The sequence below is a fragment of the Deltaproteobacteria bacterium genome, from assembly GCA_019308905.1.
GTDB lineage: Bacteria > Desulfobacterota > BSN033 > WVXP01 > WVXP01 > JAFDHF01.
Genome location: JAFDHF010000033.1, coordinates 19,699 through 42,552, shown reverse-complemented (window position 1 = coordinate 42,552; position 22,854 = coordinate 19,699). Strand labels below are relative to the sequence as shown.

The following is a 22,854-nucleotide window of genomic DNA, read 5'->3' as shown; positions in this document are numbered from 1 at the left end:
CTTTTTGCCTCCAAAACAGGAATAACGCCCAATCTGGTAAGAAGAGAAGTTGAGGGTCAACTGTTACTGCCTTTTGCCGTTCAACTTTTCTAAAAATTTTGGGGAAAGTCCTCAGTCTCTTCTCCCTTGCAATCTCAAGGGATATCGGGTAATTTTCCCTTGTCGCGAGGACTGGTCTGCTTCCGGGGGCGAGGCTGAGCCGATACAGAGAGTCGCAGCCGGCCTGGGAGAGGCTTTCGGAATTCCTTTTTTTGTCAGTTCCTTGGCGGTGCCGGCGGACTGAAGAGGGTGCTGGGGATGGAGAAGAGCTTGAAGTGGAGAGGGTTGCTCGTACTTGTCGTGACAGTGGTGGCTTTGCTTTATCTCGTACCTACACTGGCCAAGAAAGTCCCCAAATCATGGCCGCGGACTTTCTCCAAGAAGATTTCGCTTGGTCTGGATCTTCAGGGGGGGATGCATCTCGACATGGAGGTCCGGACCGACAAGGCGATAGAGAACGAAGTGATTCGTGTAAAGGACGACATTCGGAGCCTTCTCAACAAGAAGAAGATTTGGGCTCGTTCGGTTGAAAGAAAGGAAAACAACGATATCGTTATACGATTTCTGTCCCCTGAGTTGAAAGATCAGGGCAGGAGCCTGATTGAGAAGTATTACCCGGACTGGATCGTTGAGAACACTCCTGCGGAGGATGCCAAAACCCTCAGGCTGAGACTCAAGGAGGAGGCCAAGCAGCAGATCGCGGATCTCGCAGTCAGACAGGCCAGGGAGGTGATCGAGAGGCGAATCAACCCGGAAGGGGTGAAAGAGCTCCCGATCCAGACCATGGGGCGAAACAGGATCATCGTTGAATTGCCCGGGGTTGAGGATCCTGAAGCCGCCCGGCGGATCATCGAGAGAACAGGCCAGTTGAGCTTTCACATGGTCCTTGAAACCGCCCCCAATGAACAGGCCCTGCTGGATCGCCATGGGGGGAAGATTCCCGATGGGACAATGGTTCTCATGGGCAATGAGAACGGGAGAACCGTGGCATTTCTCCTTGAGAAGGAGGCCAAGGTCACGGGGGCAGACCTCAAAGACGCCCGGGTGGGTTACGATGAGTACGGCCAGATCGCGGTCAACTTCGAGCTCAACTCCAAGGGGGCTAAACGCTTCGGTCTGCTCACCGGAAAGAACATCGGCAAGCGCCTGGCCATCGTTCTGGAGGGAAAGGTGCAATCCGCTCCGGTTATCCGGTCAAAGATCACGGACAGGGGCCAGATCACGGGAAACTTCACCCCCGAGGAAGCACAGGAGTTGCAGATCGTGTTGAGGTCAGGTGCCATGCCCGCTCCGGTGGAGTTTCGCTACCAGAGTATTGTCGGGCCTTCCCTGGGAAGCGACTCGATCCGAAGGGGGGTTCGCGCGGCCGCTATCGGGGGAGTACTCGTTGTCCTGTTTATGGTTCTCTATTACAAACTCTCGGGAGTCATCGCCGACCTGGCCTTGGTATTGAACATGATTTACATACTCGCCGTTCTTGCCGGCTTTCAGGCAACCCTGACACTGCCCGGTATTGCAGGAATCGTATTGACCATCGGCATGGCCGTGGATGCAAACGTTTTGATCTTCGAGCGGATCCGAGAGGAGTTGAGAACGGGGAAGACACCTCGCACGGCCATCGAGGGAGGATTCTCCAAAGCCCTTCTCACGATTCTCGATGCCAACGTTACTACCGTGATCGCCGCGGTGGTGCTCTTTCAGTTCGGTACAGGACCTGTCAAGGGGTTCGCCGTGACTCTCACTATCGGTATCATAGCTAGTCTGTTTACGGCCCTTTTTGTCGCGAGACTGATCTTCGACTTTCTCACGATCAGGATAGGGATAAAGAAGGTCAGCATCTGACCGAAGTGTCCGGTTGAAGCTCGATCGGGCATTTCCTGGGGGAATCGATGGAGTTTATCAAACCCGGTATCAATATCGATTTCGTGGGATATAGGAAGTACGCCATACTGCTCTCGGGGGCTCTGATCCTTGTGAGCATCCTCTCCCTCGTCGTTCATGGGGGGCCGAATCTCGGCGTCGATTTCAGAGGAGGGACCCTGGTCCAGCTCAAAGTCCCACCCGGGGTCGGTATAGCCAGGATCAGAGAGGGGCTCGAGGCGATCGGGATCAGAGGAGCAGAGGTCCAGCGGTTCGGCGATCCGAGAGACAACGAGTATATCATCAGAGTTGAGATGGCCGAGACAGGCCTGGAAAGTCTCTCGGACCGGATCAGAGCAGGTCTCGAGAAGAGATTCGGCTCCCAGACCGTAGAGATCCGCCGGGTCGAAATGGTGGGCCCGAAGGCAGGAAAGGAGTTGACGGACAAGGCCCTGTTCGCCCTGTTTTTTGCCATCCTCTTCATCGCGGTCTATATTTCAGGCCGTTTCGAAATGAAGTGGATGCCGAGTGCCCTGATGGCCCTGTCCATAGGGATCCCTTCCTATCTTCTGAGGGAGATAATCGGATTGTCCTATCTCATAATCCTGGCTGTGCTGATTACTCTCGCTCTGTGCGTGATGCTCAGGTTTCGTTACGCCCTCGGGGCGGTGGTTGCCCTGATTCACGACGTGATAATCACCGTGGGAGCATTCTCCCTGACGAACAAAGAATTCACCCTTCCCATCGTGGCGGCGCTGTTGACCATCATCGGTTACTCGCTGAACGACACGATAGTTGTCTTCGATAGAATCAGGGAAAATCTGAAGAAGCTGAGAAGACGGGCGTTGGGGCAGATAGTCAACACAAGCATCAACGAGACCCTCAGTCGGACTACCCTTACCTCCCTGACCACGTTACTGGTCGTTGTGGTGCTTTTCCTCATCGGGGGTGGGGTTATTCATGATTTCGCCTTCGCCCTTCTGGTAGGAGTTATCGTGGGTACCTATTCGTCGATCTTTGTGGCGAGCCCCATTCTCCTCTTCATGGAAAAGAAGGGGGGTACGGGCCGCCGCCGGTCGAAGCGATAAACCGGGCCGATGGATCCGGGCAGGGACCAGGGGACGGGTGGTCCAACCTTGACAAGAAGAGCGGAATACCTTATTTTAACTCTCCATCGTGACAGGGAAACGAAGCCATGAAGACCTTTAGTGCAAAGAAAGAGGAGATCGAAAGAAAGTGGTACCTTGTCGACGCTTCGGGCAAGGTTCTGGGCCGCCTGGCCAGCCGTCTGGCAATGGTGCTGAGGGGGAAGACCAAGCCTATCTACACTCCCCATGTGGATACCGGTGACTACGTGGTGGTGATAAACGCCGAGAAGATCCTGCTTACCGGCAGGAAGATGGAGAACAAGGTCTACTATCGGCACTCAGGGTATCCCGGAGGCTTGAAGTCGACCACTGCCAGGGCGCTCCTCGACACCAAGCCAGAGAAGCTGCTCAAGAAAGCGGTGAAGGGCATGCTTCCGAAGAATCCTCTCGGCAGAAAGATGTTCAAGAAACTCAAGGTCTACAAGGGACCGGACCATCCCCATCAGGCTCAGCAGCCTCAACCCCTGGAGACGTGAAGTCGAGAAGGGGGGATTCCGGGGAACACGGGGAATGCTCTCCATGTGAGAGAAGCGGAAGGTTTCCAGGAAAAACTCCGATGGGCCGAGCGGCCGGGTTCCAGTACTGTTTTTTTGGAGGAGAAATGGTTGACAGGTGCTATGCTACGGGAAGGCGGAAGACCTCGGTTGCGCGAGTCTGGCTGCAGCCTGGAGAGGGCAGGTTCAAGGTCAACAACAAGACTCTGGACGAATTCTTCGGCAGGGAGACCCTCAAGATGATCATCAACCAGCCTTTTGAGGTGACCGAGACCCTGGGGCAGTTCGATGTCTACGCCAATGTACGGGGTGGTGGGATATCGGGGCAGGCCGGAGCCATCAAGCACGGCATAGCCAGGGCTCTGCTGGAGGCCAAGCCGGAATGCCGTGAATCCCTTAAGAAGGCTGGTTTTCTGACTCGTGACCCCCGTGTGAAGGAGAGAAAGAAGTACGGAAAAAGAGGAGCCCGGGCAAGCTTTCAGTACTCGAAGCGTTAGACAAGGAGGCCTCCGGGCCTCCTTTCTGTTGGTGGGTGGCTACGAGTCGTTTGAACCCTTCGGTCCCTGGCTTTTGGCCGGAGGCCGGAGGATTTGATCGCTTCAGACCTCGCGGTGAGATAGAGGATATGCTCAGAGTGGCTGTTATCGGGGCGACCGGCTATACAGGGATGGAGTTGGTCCGCCTTCTGCTCCGCCATCACCGGGTTCGGGTCTCTGCCCTTACGTCCCGCAAATACCAGGGGCAGGCCATGGGGGCGGTCTTCCCTGCCTTGAGAGGGATGACCGACCTGATCTGCGAATCCCTCGACCTCGAGAAGCTCGCCGGAAGATCGGATTTTGTCTTTACCGCCCTTCCCCACAAGGCGGCCATGGAAGTGGTTGCCGGTTTCTATGGACTCGACAAGCAGGTGGTCGACCTGAGTGCTGATTTCCGGTTTAGGGACCCCCGGATCTATGAACAGTGGTACCAGCCCCATCGATACGAGGCCTTGCTCGGCAAGGCGGTCTACGGCCTTCCGGAGATTCATCGAGACGCCATCAGGCGGGCTCGCATCGTTGGGAATCCTGGTTGCTATCCCACGGGAGCCGTTCTTGCGTTGGCACCGCTGATCAAGGCAGGACTCGTCGACCTGTCGTACATCGTGATCGACGCCAAGTCAGGGGCAAGCGGGGCCGGTCGTGACCCCTCGCTGGCAACCCTCTACTGTGAAGTGAACGAAGGGTTGAAGGCATACAAGGTTCTTGAACACCGGCATGGTCCTGAGATCGAGCAGGAACTGGTTTCTCTGGCTGGAGAAGACGTGGGACTTGTCTTTGTGCCTCACCTCGTTCCAATGGGGAGGGGGATTCTGAACACGGTCTACGTCAGGCTGACGCGCACCGAAGATACGGAAGGCCTCATGGCCATATATGCAGACTTCTACCGAGGGGAACCCTTTGTGAGGCTTCTCCCAGGCGGAGAGTTTCCGAATGTCTCCCACGTGCGGGGTTCGAACTTCTGTGACATAGGCCTGAAATCGTCAGAGGACGGGACAAGGGCGGTCATTGTCTCGGCCATAGACAACCTCGTAAAGGGCGCCTCGGGGCAGGCAATCCAGAATATGAACCTGATGTGTGGATTTCCCGAGACCGAGGGCCTGGAAGGGATTGCGCTGTTTCCGTAAGAGCCTGCCGCACCGTTATAGCCTCCAGAGCTTTTTCGTCATCCTGCGAATCGAGAAATGTCCCTAAGAACATGAGAGTCTAACAGACAGAAATGGGGGAATCTCTTTGGTTTTTACTTTTCCCCTCTATTCTGCTAAATTACATGAGGAAAATTTCTTGTGGAGGACCCGATAGTCTCGTCATGGCTCCTCGAACCCCTATGATCCAGCAGTATCTCCGAATCAAAAGCCAGTATCCCGATGCTATTCTCTTTTACAGGATGGGGGATTTCTACGAGATGTTTTTCGAGGATGCCGTAGTAGGTTCGCGAGAGCTGGAGATCACCCTTACATCGAGAAACAAGGGGGATGAACAGAGTGTGCCTCTCTGCGGTGTCCCCTATCATGCCGCCGATGGTTACATCGCGAGGCTCGTTCAGCGGGGATACAAGGTAGCCATATGCGAGCAGACAGAGGATCCGAAACAGTCCAGGGGGCTGGTCAATAGAGAGGTGGTGCGGGTCGTCACACCCGGGACGGTTGTAGACAGCGACTACCTGGAGGCCAGGTCCAACAACTATCTCATGGCTGTATTCCGCAAGGAGAGCCGATTCGGAATAGCTCTGCTCGATCTTTCCACAGGGGAATTCAGAACCTGCTGTGTTGGAGACGCCGAGCGCCTCGTGGGTGAGGTGATCAGGAATGAACCCAGGGAGGTTCTTGTGCAGGAGGAGTTCCAGGGTACGCCTGAATTCGATTCCTTCAAACAGGCGGTCGGCAGGGGCTTCATCAACCCGCTTCCAAGTCTCTACTTCGATGCCCACGAGGCAGCCCGCTCCCTGAAGAACCGGGGACTGCTCTCTGAGGGGGTACCCGTGGAAGACCTCGATTCAGAAGAGGCACTGGCCGCTTCAGCGGCTGTGCTCCGGTATGTCGAGGAGAACCAGGGGGTCGCGCCCGCCCATCTCCAGAGGATTTCTCCATTCCACGTGGACGACTACATGGTTGTGGACGAAACCACAAGGAGAAACCTGGAACTCACCGAAAGTCTGGCCGAGGGGAGGGTCAAGGGATCGCTCCTGGGACTCCTGGATGAAGCCGTGACTGCTATGGGAGCGAGAATGGTTAAGAGATGGGTACTCTACCCGCTACTCGATGTGGAGAAGATCGAGGCCCGGTTGGATGCCGTGGATGAGCTCGTAAGGAGAAAGATGGGGTGTCTCGATCTCAGGGAGGCCCTCAAGGGCGTCTATGACTTGGAACGGTTGAACTCCCGTATTGCCATGGCCCGGGCCAATGGCAGGGATCTGGTCGCTCTGAGGAAGTCGATCCAGGTTCTTCCTACCATCGCCGGGATTCTTAGGGGCTTTGAGGCCCCTCTGTTCAAAGAGATCTCCGCAGGCCTGGACGATCTGCAGGACGTGGGCCGCCTCATCGGGGAGAGCATCACCGACGACCCTCCCATGACCGTGAGGGAAGGAGGAATCATCAGGGAAGGATACAACGGGGAACTGGATGAACTCAGGCGGGTGATCAGAGAGGGGAAGACGTGGATAGCCCGCCTCGAGAGAGAGGAGAAGGACCGAACCGGTATCAATTCCCTAAAGGTCCGTTTCAATCAGGTCTTCGGGTACTACATCGAGATTACCAGGCCCCAGTTGCACAGAGTGCCGGAGGATTACATCCGGAAGCAGACCCTCACCCATGGCGAACGGTTCATTACACCCCGCCTGAAAGAGTACGAGTCCCGTGTGCTGGGAGCCGAAGAGAAGATCAAACGGCTCGAGTATGAGCTGTTCGACGGGATCAGGAAGAGGATCTCGAGAGAGAGCCAGAGGATACAGCAGACCGCATCGGACCTTGCAAGAATCGATGCTCTTGCTTCTCTTGCTAGAGTTGCTGACTCCAATGGCTACAGCAGGCCGCGTCTCAACAGGGGTACGGAGATCGACATCCGAGGCGGGAGGCACCCCGTGGTGGAGCAGATGCGTCCGTCCGAGGTCTTTGTTCCCAACGATCTCCTGTGCGACTGCAAGGAGAATCAGCTTCTCATCATCACGGGGCCGAACATGGCAGGGAAATCGACTTTTCTCCGGCAGGTGGCCCTGATAGTCCTCATGGCCCAGATGGGAAGCTTCGTGCCTGCCGAGTCCGCTACGATCGGCATCGTGGACCGTATATTCACGCGAGTGGGAGCCTCTGACAACCTGGCACGGGGGCAGTCCACCTTCATGGTGGAGATGACGGAGACCGCCCGTATTTTGAAAGATGCCACCCCGAGGAGTCTGATCATCCTCGACGAGATCGGGAGGGGGACGAGTACGTTCGACGGGCTGAGCATCGCCTGGGCAGTGGCCGAGTACCTCCATGACGCTCCAGGCCTCGGGGCGAAGACCCTATTTGCCACCCATTATCACGAGTTGACGGAACTGGCTCTCACCAAGCCGCGGGTGGCGAACTTCAATTTTGCCGTAAGAGAATGGAACGACGAAATCATATTCCTCAGGCGGCTTGTTCCGGGTGGCACGAGCCGGAGTTACGGTATCCAGGTTGCCCGGCTTGCCGGCCTCCCAGAGGAGGTCGTAGAGAGGGCCAAGGAGATCCTAGGAAACCTTGAAAGAGGTGAGTTGACCCAAGGGGGCGTTCCTCGCCTCGCCTTGGGCAAGGGAAGGGAGGGCTTGCCCCGTCAGCTGGGGCTCTTTCCGCCCGGGGATGATTGGATCAAGAAGGAGCTGATGCAGCTTTCTATCGATACCATGAGCCCAGTTGAGGCTCTCAACAAGCTCTATGAGCTGAAGAAGAGGACAGAAGAGGGGCGATAGATCCTATCCATGGATTTTTCCAGGGCAATCAATCGAATGGTGGACGAGCAGATTGTCGCCCGGGGCATAAGGGACTCGAGGGTGATCAGTGCCATGCGCGAGATTCCCAGGCATCTCTTTGTGGAAGAAGCCCTTCAGGGTCAGGCATACAACGACTATCCCCTTCCCATCGGGCATGGCCAGACGATCTCCCAACCTTACATGGTCGCTCTAATGACGGAGGCTTTGGAGCTCAAGGGCAACGAGAAGGTTCTCGAAATCGGGACAGGTTCCGGCTATCAGACGGCGATCCTGGCGAAACTCGCGGAAAAGGTCTACAGTATAGAAAGAATCAGTGAGTTGGCCACAAGGGCGCGGAAGATCCTCGACCAACTGAACTGCTACAATGTGGAGATCAGGATTTTTGACGGGACATACGGATGGAAGGAGAAGAGCCCCTTTGATGGAATCATCGTCACCGCCGGGGCTCCTGATATCCCGCAGCCTCTCTTGGATCAATTGGCACCCGGAGGTCGCCTGGTGATACCTGTGGGGGAGACGGGTCTCCAGGACTTGTTCCAGATTACCCGGAAGGACCGTGAGATCATCAGGAAGAATCTCGGAGGGTGTCGATTCGTGAGGTTGATCGGGAGGTATGGCTGGGAAGGAGGGCGATGAGAGAACCTGAAGGATCAGGAGGCGTGCTCTTCTGTTTGGGAGGATCCATGCGGCCCAGGATGGTTGCCATGGAACCGGCGTGCAGGGAGTCCGGTTCTCCGTGCTGTGGGGGAACCCGTGAAACCGGTTTCGATACCCCGTACTGGGGAGGAAAGGTCTCTCTCAATGGGAGGTCGACCCCTGTGCTTCCCTTGCTCGCTGGACTGATTCTTGCCTTGGTCTCTGCAGGAGTCGGGTGTGCGGGTTCTCCCGTCAAGGCCGTCGAGAAAGCCGAGGGGCGACAGAGGGGTGTCTACCACAAGGTGAAGAGGCACCAGACCCTCTGGCGCATCTGTAAGACGTATGGGGTGGATATGGCAGAGGTTGCCCGCATCAACGGTATCCGGGATGTGAACAGCATCAGGGCAGGCCAGAAGATCTTTATTCCAGGAGCGGAGAAGGTTCTCCCCGTGGGGATCTACATCGAAGACCTGGGTGGCTCGGGAAAGAAACCCAGGGAGGTCGACCTTGCCAGTGCAAAGGGACGCTTCATCTGGCCTGTTCGAGGGGCCGTTCTCAGGGGCTTCGGGCGGAGCCGCGGCAGGAGGCACGACGGGATCGATATCTCCGCTCCCAAAGGAACACCCGTGAGAAGCATAGATTCCGGCAAGGTCATATACAGTGGTCACGAGATCAGGGGATACGGAAACATCGTGATCATCAAACACGGCCCGGTTTTCACCTCGGTTTACGCACACAACGAAGTGAACCTGGTGCGTGAGGGTGATTCGGTCAAGAAGGGGGATCCCATCGCCCGAGTGGGAAACACCAGGAGGGGGGGCAAGCCCTATCTCCATTTTGAGATCAGGAATTTCAACAGGCCCGTCGATCCTCTTCGGATTCTGCCTTAGGGGGAGTTCTTGGACGACCGCGACGAATCCAACCACGTAGTCGGTGACGAAGACGAGACCGGAGATTTCCTCGACCAGGACGAGGAAGAGTCGAGGGACTCTATTCAGATCTATCTCCGGGAGATCCGGAAATCTCCCCTGTTGTCGTCCAAACAGGAGAAGGAACTCGCTGTAAGGATAAGCAAGGGGGATGACAAGGCTCGCAACGAGATGATCGAGTCGAACCTGAGGCTGGTGGTGAAGATAGCGAAGAAGTACCTCCACCGAGGGCTGGCACTCTCGGATCTCATCGCAGAGGGCAATATCGGGCTGATCAAGGCTGTGGAGAGGTTTTCTCCAAGCCGTCAGACTCGATTCTCCACGTATGCTACCTGGTGGATCAAACAGTCCATTGAGAGAGCCGTGGCCAACCAGTCGAGGATCGTTCGGCTTCCCATTCATGTGGCCAGCGACTTGGGTCGATTGATGCGGGCAGCAAAGAACCTGAACCAGACCCTTGGAAGAGAACCCACCATAGATGAGATCGGGGAGGCGATGAGGGTGGGGTCCCGGGAGGTCCATAGTTTGATGGAGCTCCTTCGGAAGACGTACTCCATCGAGAACTCCATCTCCGACGACGGATACCAGCTTCTGGACGTAATCCGCGATGAAAGCTCGGAGAAGCCTTTCACGGTTATCGACCGTTTTGAACGGGTGGCTGAGATCAAGTCATGGTTGGAGGCGCTCTCGCAGGTCGAGAGAAGGGTTATTTCCTACCGGTACGGTCTCGGAGGCCAGGAGCCAATGACCCTCGACGCTATCGGGAAGATAATGGGCGTAACCAGGGAAAGAATCAGACAGATAGAGAACAAGTCGCTGCTTAAGCTGAGGCGCATTATCAAGAAGAACGAAATCGCCTTCGATGAGACCATGTAGGCCTTGGTAAGGGAAGAGATGGATTCAGGAATCGTGCGGGAAGTGATTCTCAGCGGTTCTATACCTTGATTCGGAGCGCCTTGGGCAAGACCTCGAAAATGACAGGCAGAGTGCCTGCCAGTTCCCCGTCCATTTCGATGAAAACCGGGTCTTTGGAAGTCGCACTCATAGACCTTCCTGCATAGGACTCGATCTCGGGATGCGTCAGGTGGGTGCCACGTCGGAATCTGTGCAGGTAAAGGAGAACATCGCCGAAGGTCACATCCCCGATCAGAACGAACTGGAACAGGCCGTCGTCGATCAGGGCGTCCGGAGCGGCCTTGATGCCTCCGCCGTAGTATTTCCCATTGGCCACTATCATGTTGTTGAGGACGGCGGATCGGGCCGGTCCGTCGTCGATGACAAAGGTGACCTCCTTGTTTCTGTAACCGGGCAGGGTCGAGAGGATCCCCCAGAGAAAGGAGAAGGTTCCCCCCAGCAGCTTGGTGGTGCGATTCACCTTCTCCACCACGGCTCCTCCTGCACCGAAATCCGCCATGTTGATGAAGCACCGGGTTTCTCTTAGTCCCCTGAGGTTCCGGAAGGTCGCCCTGCCCACGTCCACCGGCTTCGTCCGGGTTCCTGTGAGCCGCTCGACACCATGGGAGATGTTCCTGTCCCATCCGAGAGTTCTCGGGAAATCCGCTCCGCTACCCACTGACAGAATCCCGAGAACCGCCTGGGGAAACAGGTTCTCCCCCTTCTCGAAAAAACCGTTTACCACTTCATTGATAGTGCCGTCGCCGCCGACGGCTACAATCATCTCATACCCCTGTTCCAGGTACCGGCGGGTAAGCTCGGTGGCATGGAGCGGTCCCCGGGTGAAAGCGACGTGGAATCCGTCCTGAAACTTCGTCTCCATGAGCCTCTGGATGGCGGGCCACTTGCGGCCTGTGGCTCCGCTTGCTGAACCGGGATTGACTATAGCCAGAGTCTTGAATTGGATGGTCATGGGTTACACGTGGAAGCGTGCGGGATTTTCTTCAAAAACACGGCCGTACTCCTGAAAAAACCGGAGGAACTACGGCCAGGAGTTCCCGGGTCCCTATACTCTAAACCCTTCCGTAAGTCTCCGTCATTTCATGGAGCCCAGACGCCAGTCCCGGCCCCAGATGGTCGGGGAGAAGCCGCCACTGCCAATTACCGTCCGAGGTGGCCGGTCGGTTCATCCTGGCTTCTTGGCCGAGACCTAAGATATCCTGCATGGGGAAGATGACCGTATTAGCCACCGACATCATGAGGAGCCTGACCAACTCCCAGTGGAGCTCGTCGACACGCACCTCCCTGCCGAGGTAGCGGAAGAGTCTCTCCCTGCCCTCCCTTGTCAGCTCGGTTTCAAACCAACCCCTTACCGTATTGTTGTCGTGGGTTCCTGTATAGGCAACGCAGTTTCTTTCCAGATTGTGTGGAATGTATGGATTGGTAGAGAGGTCGCCGCCAAAGGCGAAGAGGAGCACTTTCATTCCTGGAAACTCGAAATGGTTCATTATCTCCCTGACATCCGGAGTGATGACACCCAGATCCTCGGCGATTATGGGGAGGCAGGGGAACTGCCTGGCCAAGTGATGGAAGAGATCCATTGCAGGAGCCTCGATCCATTTTCCATTCACGGCGGTTTCCTCACCTGCCGGTACTTCCCAGAAGGCCACGAGTCCTCGAAAATGGTCTATTCTGACGAAGTCATAGACCCCCATGTTTCTCCTCAGGCGGTCTGCCCACCACCGGTATCCCTCCTGTTTCATGACGTCCCAGCGGTAGATGGGGTTACCCCAGAGTTGCCCGGTTTCGCTGAAATAGTCTGGGGGTACCCCGGCAACGACATAGGGCCTTTTTTGCTCGTTCAGCTTAAACAGCTCGGGTCGGCTCCACAGGTCCGCGCTGTCATAGTTCACGTAGATGGGGAGGTCGCCGATGATCTGGATCCCCCTCTGATGGCAGTATTCCTTGAGAGAATGCCACTGCTTTGAGAAGAGGTACTGGGAGAACTTCGTCACTTCTATGTCACGGCAAATCTCCTGTTCCACCGATTCCAGTGCCTCGGGGGCTCTATCCCGGAGCTGCTCAGGCCATTCGTTCCAGGGTCTTTTGCCCATATGCGCCTTGAGAGCAGTGAAAAAGGCGAACTCCTCGAGCCAGGAAGCGTTCTCCATACAGAATCTTCTGAACTCGCAATCCTCCCCCTTCTTAAGGCTGCCTTCGAAGGCTCTCTCGAGAAGCCCTCTCTTGTACGGAGTTACGGCCCGGTAATCGACGCGATCCGATGGAAAATCAGGCACGGGGTCAAGATCCCTCTCTTCCAGGAGACCGCTTTCGACCATAGACTCAGGACTGATCAACAGCGGGTTTCCTGCAAAGGCGGACGTGCTGTGGTAGGGAGAGTTGCCGTGGCCCTGGTCGGTTGGACTGAGGGGGAGGATCTGCCAGAAACTCTGCCCTGCCTCGGCCAGGAAATCTACGAACCGGTATGCCCACGGACCCATGTCGCCGATACCGAAGGGTGAGGGCAGGGATGTCAGATGGAGTAGAACGCCACTTCCTCTCCGTTTCACGGGCTCCCCTCGTTGACGAGCAGGCAAACAGGGAAGTCGCCGAGCAGGTCACCTATAGAAAAGGCTCCCTCCCTCTTCACCGCACGGTCCAGGATCACATCCCTCCATCTCCTGGGGGATGGAGGAGGAAGAGAAATCTCGGTATCATACCATACTTCTCGACCAAAGGGGTACGCCCCGTCCGGCACGAGGGAGGTCAGGAATCTCGGTACGACCGTTAAGGACCACCGGCTGCCGTGTTTTCGCGCAAAGGCGACCACGTGGTCTTTGAACCTTCCGCTTGCCTCCAGGGGAAGGTATGCGCCCTGGGCAAAAACAGAGGGGTGGGCGTTTCTTGCCTGGAGGGCCCGATGTATGAGAAAGAGCTTTACCCTCCCATCCTCCCTGGCCTGGAGAAGTCGCGCTGCAAGCCCCGGGATGTCCCGGTGGCATTCCTCCCGGATCTCCTTGAGAAACCTCTTTCTGATGTCGAAGTCGACCGGACGGCGGTTGTCCGGATCGACGAGGCTCAAGTCCCACAGTTCGCTTCCCTGATAGAAGTCGGGAACGCCGGGAGAGGTGATCTTCACCAGTGTCTGTGAGAGTGAGTTGAAAACCCCGTACCGCGCGACCATTCTCTGAAATGGAAGGAACTCGTCGAGAAAGGCGCCGTCTCCGGTAGCCCCCAGAATCACTTCGATGAATGAGAGATAGGCCTTCTCGTATTCGAGATCCGGTCTCAGCCAGGCAGTGTGGATTTTGGCCTCCCTCACGGCCTTGACGACATATGCCTTGATTCGCCGGATGAAGAGGGGCAGATCCCTCTCGTGAAACGGGAAAGCGCCTATCAGAGCCTGATAGAAGAAATACTCATCGTTTCGGTCTGGGACGGAGATTCCCCTGACCCGCCTTTTCTTGTCCCTGTTTATCCTGCTCCATATCCGGAGCCTTCTCTCCCATTCCCGGGGTATCTCGGCCAGAACGTCTATCCTGGCCCGGGCATCTTCCCCCCTCTTGGTGTCGTGGGTAGAGGTCGCACTCATGGAGTGTGGCCACAGGCGAGCCCTTTTCTCGTTGAACCGGTGGAATTCTTGGACCGATAGGCCGAACCTCCACGGGTTTCCTCCTACCTCGTTGCAGGAAATGAGCCGGTTGTAAACGTAGAGGGTTGTATCCTCAAAACCCTTGGCCATGAGCGGAGCTGTAAACTGCTGAAACCTCATGACAAAGTGTATCCACTGCCTCCTTTCCGCCTCCGAGAGAGAAGGGGTGAAATCGAGAAGGAGAAGCCTTTCCAACAGGAGAAGCTCATTCAGCAGCCCGGGGCTTTCCCTCTTGGCTCCCTCTATGGCTGCCTTCATAAATGACCGATCCCTCTGGGTGATGGTCTCCCCGTTCATGTAGGTCCTGTAGACCGGAAAGTGGCACATCACTTCCACCAGGGCCCTCTTCAGACCGTAAGGGGTGATGTCACTCCCGTATCTATCCCAGGCCCGTGTCCCCTCCACCAGACGGGCCAGATTGTCGATATCTCCCGCCATATGCTTCCCTAAGATCAGTCTCTTCTTGTCACAAACCAGTCCTTCAGGGGAGGCCCGAAATCCTGCAAAGCTCCTGTACACCCGAGTCAGTTCCTTTTCTCCCTCTTTTTTGCAAAAGAGCCCATTGACATAATTCAGGAAATCATACCCCGTCGTTCCCTGGACCGGCCAGGAGCGGGGAATCTCCTCGTCCAGGTCCAGGATCTTCTCCACGAGGATGTAAGTGTCTCCTGCTTTCTCCCTCAACCTCCTGAGGTAGCCCGAGGGATGGTAGAGTCCGTCAACGTGATCGATCCTCAGCCCGGTGATCCTTCCCTCATCGATGAGTCTGAAGATAAGGGAATGGGTATGAGTGAAAACGGCTTGCTCTTCCATCCTAAGGCAGATCAGTTCATTTATGTTGAAGAATCTTCTGTAATTGATCTCCTCTGTGGCGACTTTCCAGAAGGCGAGTCTGAATCGCTGTTCAGAGAGCAATCTGTTGAGCGGATCGGTGGCTCCGGGTTTTGCGTTTCCGTCGTTAAAGAGGCACAGGTTCTCGTCCACGAACCTCTTGATCTCCCCGTTTCTCCTATAGAGATCCCAGAGGGTGGTCTTGACGAGTCTCACCTGTTCGGATCGTTCCCCGGTTCTCTCTCCAGCGGGGAGAGATTTGACTAGGTAGACCACACCGAGGAACTTGATGAAATCCGGATGGTCCGCGCCCAGACTCCTCCCCAGCTTTTCGAGTCGATGGGTGAAAAAACGGCCGTAGGACTCGATTTTCAAGGGGAGCACAAGATGAGAGTACTTGGCGGCAAGGCCGCTCGGGCCGTATGTGAGCTTGATTTCTCCCTCGTTGAGGCAATCCTGGTAAGACCCGGCCAGGAACGGAGCGAGAAGCCGGCCTTTTAGGTCGCGGCAGGGATGATCCCAATCGATATCGAAAAATCGGAAGAATTCGGAGGCCTCGCCGTTCTCTATCACGTCCATGAGCATTCGATTCTCTTGGTCAAAGGCCATGTGATTGGGAACCACGTCTTGAAGCCATCCCATGTTGTTATGTTTCAGTTCATCGGCTAGTCGATGGAAATCGGAGAGGGAGCCCAACTCGGGGTTCAACCGGTTCGGATCGACTATGTCGTAACCGTGGAGGCTTCCCCGCCTTGCCCTGAAGACGGGTGAGGCGTAGAGGTCAGAGACGCCGAGATCGGCCATGTATGAGACGATACGTCTGGCTCTATCAAAACCGAAAGAGGGGTTGAACTGTATCCTATAGGTAGCTGTTGGGATCCGCATCTTTCCTGAGCCGTGGCTGAATGCTCTCACACTTGCCCCGGGTCCTTTGAGGTCTCCGGCCACCTGTTTTCTCCTCCCCCTTCCAGGCCTCGGTGGTTTCGAACTCCCAAGCCCCGGCAACCGCGCCCTGTCGTGCTCAGACCCCGCCTTCGGCCTGTTCCGTCCGAATCGAGAGCTTCCTGCAGAAGACCTCGAAGCTGGCCGCCCATTGTCTGGCTCTCTCATCGCCCCTGTCGGCCCTGCTCTTTAGGCCCGGGTAGACCTTCTTGAGCATATCATAACAGGCGTTCTGCACCTTCCAGAGATTCACCTCAAAGGGGAGCGACCCCAGCAGGCCCAGTGCCGCGTCCAGCTTACCGAGCAGGTCGAGGCTTGCAGGCTCCATCAGGAGTTGATCTGCCATCCTTTCCAGACTCCTTCTCAACGTGTATTCCAGGGTGTTCGCTTCTAGGGAGACCCCCTCCATCTCCGCCTCCTCGAGATACGAGGTTATGATCTCCGGATGAAGCTCCTCCTCCTGAAAGGCCCGGCGGAGGCCCGCGTTAAGGGCCAATTCGCTGGCCATATAGAGTACCTTGGGCGGAGGTACCCCTGAATCCTTGAGAAACCGCATGAGCGGTACGTTCTGCTCGTAGAGCTGCCGGTAGATTCCCTCGGCCCCCTTCACGGTGGCATCGAGGATCAGGTCGAGGATCTTCTGCTGCTCGTCCCGGAAAAGGGAGGTCAAGGAATACGTGGAAGCCCCGAAGTGTTTGTCCAAAACGAGTATGGTCTCTGGGAAGTCCGCCCTGCCAAAAGCATCCGAGACCTCTTCCACCAGTGCCTGGTAACTTTCCTCACCCTGGAACTCCCGGACCCCGCAGTTGAGGTTGTGATCACCCAGATGGAGTACGCCGAAGCACAGATACAGGGATTCCCAGGTGATATCCGAGGAGATCCGCGCGCGGCCGACCACGAGTTTCGCTCTTCCAGCCTCCGAGGAGAGGTAGTCCTCCTGGTCCGCGGTATAACAGTAGATCGAGGCTCGTCCCCCGTACTCCTCAAAGAGGGAGCTCACCGCATAGTGGGCGCAGACCTTTTCCAGATCCACCATTGCGGGTTTGACAAACCTGTCGTAGATTCGGCTACCGTCTCCATACTCACCGATATTGCTCTTGGCAGACTCGAGGTGTTGTACGAAACCGAGTTCCATTGCGACCCCGAAGATGTCCTGGCTGAGTTGTAGAGCCCGGCCGGCATACTGGATCACCTGGACAGCCTCGATGCTCGAAAGGTCATCGAAAAACCAGCCGCAACTCGTATACATGAGCATGGCGTGGCGCTGGATCTCCATGAGCTTGAGGACTGCCGTCTTCTCGGGACCTGTCAACTCCCCGGTTGCATGGTGCCGCAGAAATGCCTCCACCCTGTCGTGGGACCTGTCGAGTACGACCCGGATATAGTCGTTCCGTGCACGCCAGAAATCCTTCAATAGGGGGCGGCTCCTCTCCTGGCATGCCGGTGCGAGCTTGTCCCGCAGCCAATCCATTGCATCCCTCAGAGGACCTCGCCACTCTTGATTCCAGCCGGGGTGCTTGCCAGAATTGCACCCGCAGTCACTCTGCCATCTCCCTATGCCGTGGGCGCAACTCCAGGAGGTATTCTCAAAAATCTCCACCTCGTGGCCCGGCGGATGGCGTTCGAGGTATTCCCCGTAATTGGTCATGTGTGCCAGATTTCTGGACTCGATATAGTGGAGGGCATAGGCCAGCGCCATATCCCCGAACCGATGGTGGTGCCCGTAGGTCTCTCCGTCTGTAGCGATATTGACGATCTGAGGCCACGATCGTTCGTCCGAGAACCCGCCCACCAGGCGCTTCGCAAAGGACTCACCGCTCTTTAGGAGTCCTTCGAATGCCACGGCTCGGGAAATGGGCGCGTCATAGAAGAAGAGGGATATGGTCCGGCCGGAGGGGAGGCTCAGGGAATAGGCCATCGTGGGGTCTATCTTTCCCCCGGTCACGTCGCGCCACTGGAGGGTCCCGCGCTGCCTGATCCGCCTTGCCTGATGAGGAGCCAGAACGGTAAAAAGGATTCCCTGCTCCGCCAGGATATCAAGGGTCTCGAGATCGACGGCGGTTTCAGGGAGCCACATCCCCTCGGGCCTGCGCCCGAATCGGTGCTCGAAGTCGGCAATCCCCCAGAGAATCTGGGTGTACTTATCCCGGCGGTTCGCCAGAGGGAGGATCACGTGGTTATAGGCCTGGGCCAAGGCCGAACCGTGTCCTGAGAAGGCCTTGCGGCTCTCCTGGTCGGCCTCCAGGACGGCCCCATAGACATGAGGCGCCTTCTCCTCCAGCCAGCTGAGCAGTGTAGGACCGAAATTGAAGCTCATTTTCGCATAATTGTTGACTATTTGGATAATCTGCCCCTCCTCGTCGAGAATCCTGGAGGTGGCGTTGGTGGTATAGCACTCCTCGGTGATCTTTTCATTCCAATCGTGGTAGGGATGGGCCGAACCCTGGAGCTCGATCGCCTCGAGCCATGGGTTTTCACGTGGAGGCTGGTAGAAATGACCGTGAATGCAGATGTACCGTTCCATTGTTTACTTTCCTTTGCCTCTCTTGAAAAGGAGGAACGTATGGGGAAGGAGGCTGAGTTCAGCCCCTTTCTCTGAACCGATGAGGGACGGCACCGGGCTTCCCGGTCCCAGCCACCGTTGATCCGAGGAATCCATCTCCTTGTTCCAGTCGCCCTCAGGGAAGGGGAGGGTCAAGTAGGCGGCCCTGCTGCCGAAATGGAAAACGCCAAGGACCTCATCCATTCCTCTCCCGTAAGAGACCATCAAAACCCTCTCGGGTTCACAGGGGGTAACCCGTTTTCCCCCCCTCACAGAAGAGGCCGAGAGTCTGGTCGCCTTCCTCAGCCCGATCAGCTCCTTGTAGAAGAGGGCGAGTACTCTGTTTTCGCCCGCGTGGCGTAGACGATGATTGAGCTTGGCCGAGAGGAAGGTGGCTCCGGCCTGAGGATCCGGCGGCTTATCTGCCCATTGAAAGGCCGAAAACTCATCGAGGCGGCCCCGGCGCACCGCCTCGATGATATCGGGAGCGGTGTGGCTTACGAAGTAGGGAAAGGGTGCTGTCTCGCCATACTCCTCGCCCATAAAGAGGAGGGGTATGAACGGCGAAAACAGGACGACCGCTGCGGCCAGTTTGAGCTCATCAAAGGAGACCAGCCCCGTCAGCCGGTCCCCCTTCATCCGGTTTCCAACCTGATCGTGGTTCTGTGAGAAAACCACAAAACGGTCACTCGGAATACCCCGGGAGGAGTTCCCGTGTCGACGCTGACGATAGAAGGAATACTGGCCAGAATAGACGAATCCCTCACGGAACGCCTTGACGAGATCCTGGAACCGTCCGAAATCCCTGTAGTACCCCGAATCTTCTCCGGTCAGGAGGGCGTGGAGGGAGTGGTGAAAGTCGTCATTCCACTGGGCATCCAGGCCATGGCCGCCGACCTTTGGAGATCGGATCAGCCGTGTATCGTTGAGATCGCTCTCGGCTATGACAAAGACGGCTCGATTGAGGCGCTTGCCCTGCCTGTGTACGGCCAGGGCCAGCTCTCTCAGAAATGGACGGGCAGAGAAGTCGACAATGGCATGGACGGCATCGATGCGAAGTGCATCCACGTGGAAGTCCGCGATCCAGTACAGGGCGTTCTCGATGAAGAAACGGCGGACCTCGTCGCTTTGAGGCCCGTCGAAATTCATGGCCCGGCCCCATGGTGTTCTGTACCGATCTGTGAAGTAGGGACCGAATTCCCAGAGATAGTTTCCCTCTGGGCCGAGGTGGTTGTAAACGACGTCGAGTGCCACGGCTAACCCCTTGCGGTGGCATGCATCCACGAGTTCTTTCAGCCCCCGGGGCCCGCCGTAGGAGTTCTGTACGGCAAAGGGATACACCCCGTCATAGCCCCAGTTACGATTCCCTGGGAACTGGCCGACAGGCATGAGTTCTAAGGCAGTGACCCCCAGTTCCTTCAGTTCATCCAGATGGGAGATCACAGAGGCGAAGGTCCCCTCTGGAGTGTAAGTTCCCACGTGGAGCTCATAGATGATGTAGTCGCTCAGGGGCAAACCCTGCCACTGGCCGTCCTGCCAGGGAAAGGCCGGATCCACCACCTCCGAGGGGCCTTGAACACCTAAAGGCTGGTAGCGCGAGGCTGGATCAGGGCGGTCCCTCGTTCCATCCAGACGCAGGAAGTAGAGGGTTCCGGGACCTATGCCATCGAGGAGACCGGAATGGTAACCTCGGGCTTCTGGCCGGAGGGGTAGGACTCTCTCTGGGGGGGAAACGACGTGCACCTCCACCTTCTCGGCCTCCGGGGCCCAAACGCGGAATCGACAACAGTCCCCCCCGAGGTGGAGGGCGCCGAGGGTGATATCAGGATTAGGTCTGTTTCCTCGGTTTCCCATGCCTCGTTTACCCGGTATCGCCTTTCCCCTCAGCCGGCTCCAAGAATCTCTCCAGACCGGTCATGCGGTCTTATTGCAACACGGATCGGGGTAAAAAATCAAGCGCTATCCTCCTGTCCCTCTGCTCCGGAGCCACCTCTCCTTGCTCGAATTCTTCATGCAAGGCCCTCCCTGGTCCCGGCTCCCTTGCGGAGGTGGCCGGGGATTCCCGGGGAACCGTGAGAATTCCCCGCTTTTGCTGGGAGAATCGACAGAGACCGGGGTTGACTGGATGCCATGGAGAGAAGTATAAATGCCTGGTAGAGGTTTTGAAGCCGCGACCTGCACGCAGTCTTCGGCTTCCCCCTATCGGCAGATTCAGAGCTCTCCGGATCCGGCTTTGTCCCTGAAAGCAGGGACGGTCTTTTCATATGAAGAAAGGGTGTGAAGGAGATGCAGCACCCTTCCAGTCGTCTCAGAGGTCGGTTGCTCACACCCGAGAGAAGTCTTGTTCTCAGTTTCGTCCTTCTCATCGCTGTGGGATCCAGCCTGCTCCACATGCCAGCCGCTGCCAGGGGCAGACCCGCCTCTCTCATCGACGCGATCTTCACGGCCACCTCTGCCGTGTGCGTAACTGGGTTGACCGTGGTAGACACCGGTACATTCTACGGTCCCCTTGGCCAAGTGATCATCCTTGTCCTGATCCAGGTAGGTGGATTGGGGATCATGACCTTCTCTGTCTTTTTCTACCTGCTTCTCGGGCGTTCAATAGGCTTTGGCGACAGAAGGATCATCCAGGATACCTTTTCGCAGCTTCCCATAAGAAACATCTACATGCTGTTGAAATCGGTCTTCCTTTACACGATCGTCATTGAATCGGCTGGAATTGTTGTTCTGTTCCTGGGATGGAAAGGCTCCTTCCCCTTGGTGAAGGCCCTCTATCTCTCCCTGTTCCATGCGGTGTCGGCATTCTGCAATGCGGGTTTTTCGCTCTTCCCCAACAGTCTGGTCGACTTCAAAGAGGGCCTTCTGGTGAACTTCTCAATCACCTCGCTGATCATCCTGGGAGGAATCGGCTTTATCGTCCTGAGGGAGGTACTCGAGACGGGACTCAGAAGGAAGCGGCAATTTCGTCTCTCCCTCCATTCCAAGGTGGTCCTGGCGACATCTCTGGCACTGATCGTCTTTGGAACCCTTGTCGTATTCGCCGTTGAACGGGGCAACACCTTGCAGAACCTCTCTCTGGGCAGACAGGTGCTCGCCTCGTATTTCGAGTCCGTGACCAGTCGGACGGCCGGCTTCAATACCATTCCCACGGTCGATCTGAGCAATGCCACCTGCTTCATTCTCGTTCTCCTCATGTTTATCGGAGCCTCTCCCGGTTCATGTGGGGGAGGGATAAAGACAACCAATCTGGCCACGCTCGTTTCGCTGGCCGTCAACCGATACAGGGGAAGGGATCAGGCCAATATCTTCAAGCGGACCATTCCCAGCGAGACCGTGTCGCGTTCGGTCTCGATCATACTGGCCTCCCTTCTGGCTGTCATCGTGGTGACGGTGCTTCTTCTTATCACCCAACTCGGCAATACGAGCCACATGGAGAGCCGGGGGCTATTTCTCGAGTACCTCTTCGAGGCCGTATCGGCCTTTGGAACTGTGGGGCTTTCCATGGGAGTGACAGCCGGTCTGGATGTGGCAGGCAAGTTGATAATCATCGTCCTGATGCTCGTTGGCCGCCTGGGCCCCCTGACCCTGGCTTTTGCCATGGCGAGAAGGGTAAGGAAGGGTGGATACCAGTATGTTGAGGAGAATATCATCGTCGGGTAGGAAAGGAGAGGGATGAGCAAATTCGTCGTCATCGGCCTGGGGAATTTCGGTTTCTATCTGGCCAAGAGTCTTTTTGAGGAGGGAAGGGAAGTCATCGGGGTGGACCGGGACAAGGAGAGGGTACAACGCCTCCAGGAGTTTTGTTCCTATGCTCTGGTGGGAGATGCCACCGACAAGACTGTCCTGGAATCAATAGGTATCGATAAGGACCATATCGTGATCGTCAGTCTGGGAAACAATATCAGCGCCAGTGTGTTGGTTACCCTTTACCTGAGAGACCTCCACATAGAGAACATATACGTGAAGATCATAAGCGAGGATCATGGGCGAGCCCTGGAAAAGATAGGGGCCACGGAGGTCATATTCCCTGAGAGAGACTTGGCAAAGAAACTGGCCAAGACTCTGCTTTCTCCGAACCTCATCGACTATCTCCCTCTTACCGAGGAATATAACATCGTTGAAATAGCCCCGCCCAAGGAGTTCATCGGGAAGACCCTAGCCCAGCTTATGTTGAGAAGCAAGTACAACATCAACATAATCGGGGTGAGGAGCCTCATTCCGGAAAAGATGACTCTCAACCCTGGAGGAACGTTCACGGTAAAGGACAGCGACATATTGCTGGCTCTAGGAAGACCGGAAGACATCGACAAGATCAAGGGTTAGACCGCAGGCGAGGCTTAGAGGCGGCAATGCAGCGGCAGGGGTTGTCACTGTGGAGGAGCGAGGGAAGGGTTTCTTGCAT

Annotated in this window: 16 protein-coding genes; 11 read left to right on the top strand and 5 right to left on the bottom strand. The window is 56.4% G+C overall.

The genetic code is table 11. The features are described 5' to 3' along the window. Positions 1-297 precede the first annotated feature (297 nt). The 9 genes from secD to JRJ26_11825 all read left to right on the top strand — a co-directional run bounded on the left by secD (position 298) and on the right by JRJ26_11825 (position 10,467). Positions 298-1,881 (top strand): protein translocase subunit SecD, encoded by a 1,584-nt coding sequence (gene secD, locus JRJ26_11865; protein ID MBW2058180.1) that lies wholly within the window; start codon positions 298-300, stop codon positions 1,879-1,881. Between the two features lie 47 nt (positions 1,882-1,928). Further along, positions 1,929-2,987, top strand: coding sequence for a protein translocase subunit SecF (secF, locus tag JRJ26_11860; protein ID MBW2058179.1), 1,059 nt, complete (start codon positions 1,929-1,931; stop codon positions 2,985-2,987). A gap of 107 nt (positions 2,988-3,094) precedes the next feature. Continuing rightward, entirely contained in the window at positions 3,095-3,523 is a 429-nt protein-coding gene (rplM, locus tag JRJ26_11855; GenBank protein MBW2058178.1) for a 50S ribosomal protein L13, read from the top strand. Positions 3,524-3,648: 125 nt separating this feature from the next. Next, positions 3,649-4,038, top strand: coding sequence for a 30S ribosomal protein S9 (gene rpsI, locus JRJ26_11850; GenBank protein MBW2058177.1), 390 nt, complete (start codon positions 3,649-3,651; stop codon positions 4,036-4,038). 128 nt (positions 4,039-4,166) lie between these two features. Then, positions 4,167-5,204 (top strand): N-acetyl-gamma-glutamyl-phosphate reductase, encoded by a 1,038-nt coding sequence (locus JRJ26_11845; protein MBW2058176.1) that lies wholly within the window; start codon positions 4,167-4,169, stop codon positions 5,202-5,204. A gap of 182 nt (positions 5,205-5,386) precedes the next feature. Then, on the top strand, positions 5,387-8,005 hold the full coding sequence (gene mutS / locus JRJ26_11840; GenBank protein ID MBW2058175.1) for a DNA mismatch repair protein MutS: 2,619 nt from the start codon (positions 5,387-5,389) through the stop codon (positions 8,003-8,005). Positions 8,006-8,014: 9 nt separating this feature from the next. Beyond that, positions 8,015-8,662, top strand: a complete 648-nt coding sequence (locus tag JRJ26_11835) for a protein-L-isoaspartate(D-aspartate) O-methyltransferase (GenBank protein MBW2058174.1) — start codon at positions 8,015-8,017, stop codon at positions 8,660-8,662. Next, the gene (locus JRJ26_11830; GenBank protein MBW2058173.1) at positions 8,659-9,552 is read left to right on the top strand and encodes a peptidoglycan DD-metalloendopeptidase family protein; all 894 of its coding nucleotides are present in this window, start codon (positions 8,659-8,661) and stop codon (positions 9,550-9,552) included. Before JRJ26_11835 ends, JRJ26_11830 begins: the two co-directional genes overlap by 4 nt. A 9-nt stretch (positions 9,553-9,561) precedes the next feature. Next, the gene (locus tag JRJ26_11825) at positions 9,562-10,467 is read left to right on the top strand and encodes a sigma-70 family RNA polymerase sigma factor (protein MBW2058172.1); all 906 of its coding nucleotides are present in this window, start codon (positions 9,562-9,564) and stop codon (positions 10,465-10,467) included. 58 nt (positions 10,468-10,525) lie between these two features. Here the strand turns inward: JRJ26_11825 and JRJ26_11820 are convergent, their stop codons facing one another. The 5 genes from JRJ26_11820 to treZ all read right to left on the bottom strand — a co-directional run bounded on the left by JRJ26_11820 (position 10,526) and on the right by treZ (position 20,306). Beyond that, positions 10,526-11,458 (bottom strand): diacylglycerol kinase family lipid kinase, encoded by a 933-nt coding sequence (locus JRJ26_11820; protein MBW2058171.1) that lies wholly within the window; start codon positions 11,456-11,458, stop codon positions 10,526-10,528. A 100-nt stretch (positions 11,459-11,558) separates the two neighbouring features. Then, complete coding sequence (gene malQ, locus JRJ26_11815; GenBank protein ID MBW2058170.1) at positions 11,559-13,055, bottom strand: 4-alpha-glucanotransferase; 1,497 nt, start codon at positions 13,053-13,055, stop codon at positions 11,559-11,561. Continuing rightward, positions 13,052-15,853 carry a malto-oligosyltrehalose synthase gene (treY, locus tag JRJ26_11810; GenBank protein ID MBW2058169.1) on the bottom strand — a complete coding sequence of 934 codons (2,802 nt, stop codon included), beginning with the start codon at positions 15,851-15,853 and terminating at the stop codon, positions 13,052-13,054. Before treY ends, malQ begins: the two co-directional genes overlap by 4 nt. Before the next feature lie 136 nt (positions 15,854-15,989). Next, on the bottom strand, positions 15,990-18,434 hold the full coding sequence (locus JRJ26_11805; GenBank protein ID MBW2058168.1) for a DUF3536 domain-containing protein: 2,445 nt from the start codon (positions 18,432-18,434) through the stop codon (positions 15,990-15,992). A gap of 3 nt (positions 18,435-18,437) precedes the next feature. After that, positions 18,438-20,306 carry a malto-oligosyltrehalose trehalohydrolase gene (treZ, locus tag JRJ26_11800; protein ID MBW2058167.1) on the bottom strand — a complete coding sequence of 623 codons (1,869 nt, stop codon included), beginning with the start codon at positions 20,304-20,306 and terminating at the stop codon, positions 18,438-18,440. A 423-nt stretch (positions 20,307-20,729) separates the two neighbouring features. Here treZ and JRJ26_11795 point away from each other — a divergent pair, with 423 nt between their 5' ends. Both JRJ26_11795 and JRJ26_11790 read left to right on the top strand, forming a co-directional pair. Further along, positions 20,730-22,112, top strand: a complete 1,383-nt coding sequence (locus JRJ26_11795) for a hypothetical protein (GenBank protein MBW2058166.1) — start codon at positions 20,730-20,732, stop codon at positions 22,110-22,112. 12 nt (positions 22,113-22,124) lie between these two features. Further along, positions 22,125-22,775, top strand: a complete 651-nt coding sequence (locus JRJ26_11790) for a TrkA family potassium uptake protein (protein MBW2058165.1) — start codon at positions 22,125-22,127, stop codon at positions 22,773-22,775. The last annotated feature ends 79 nt before the right edge of the window (positions 22,776-22,854 follow it).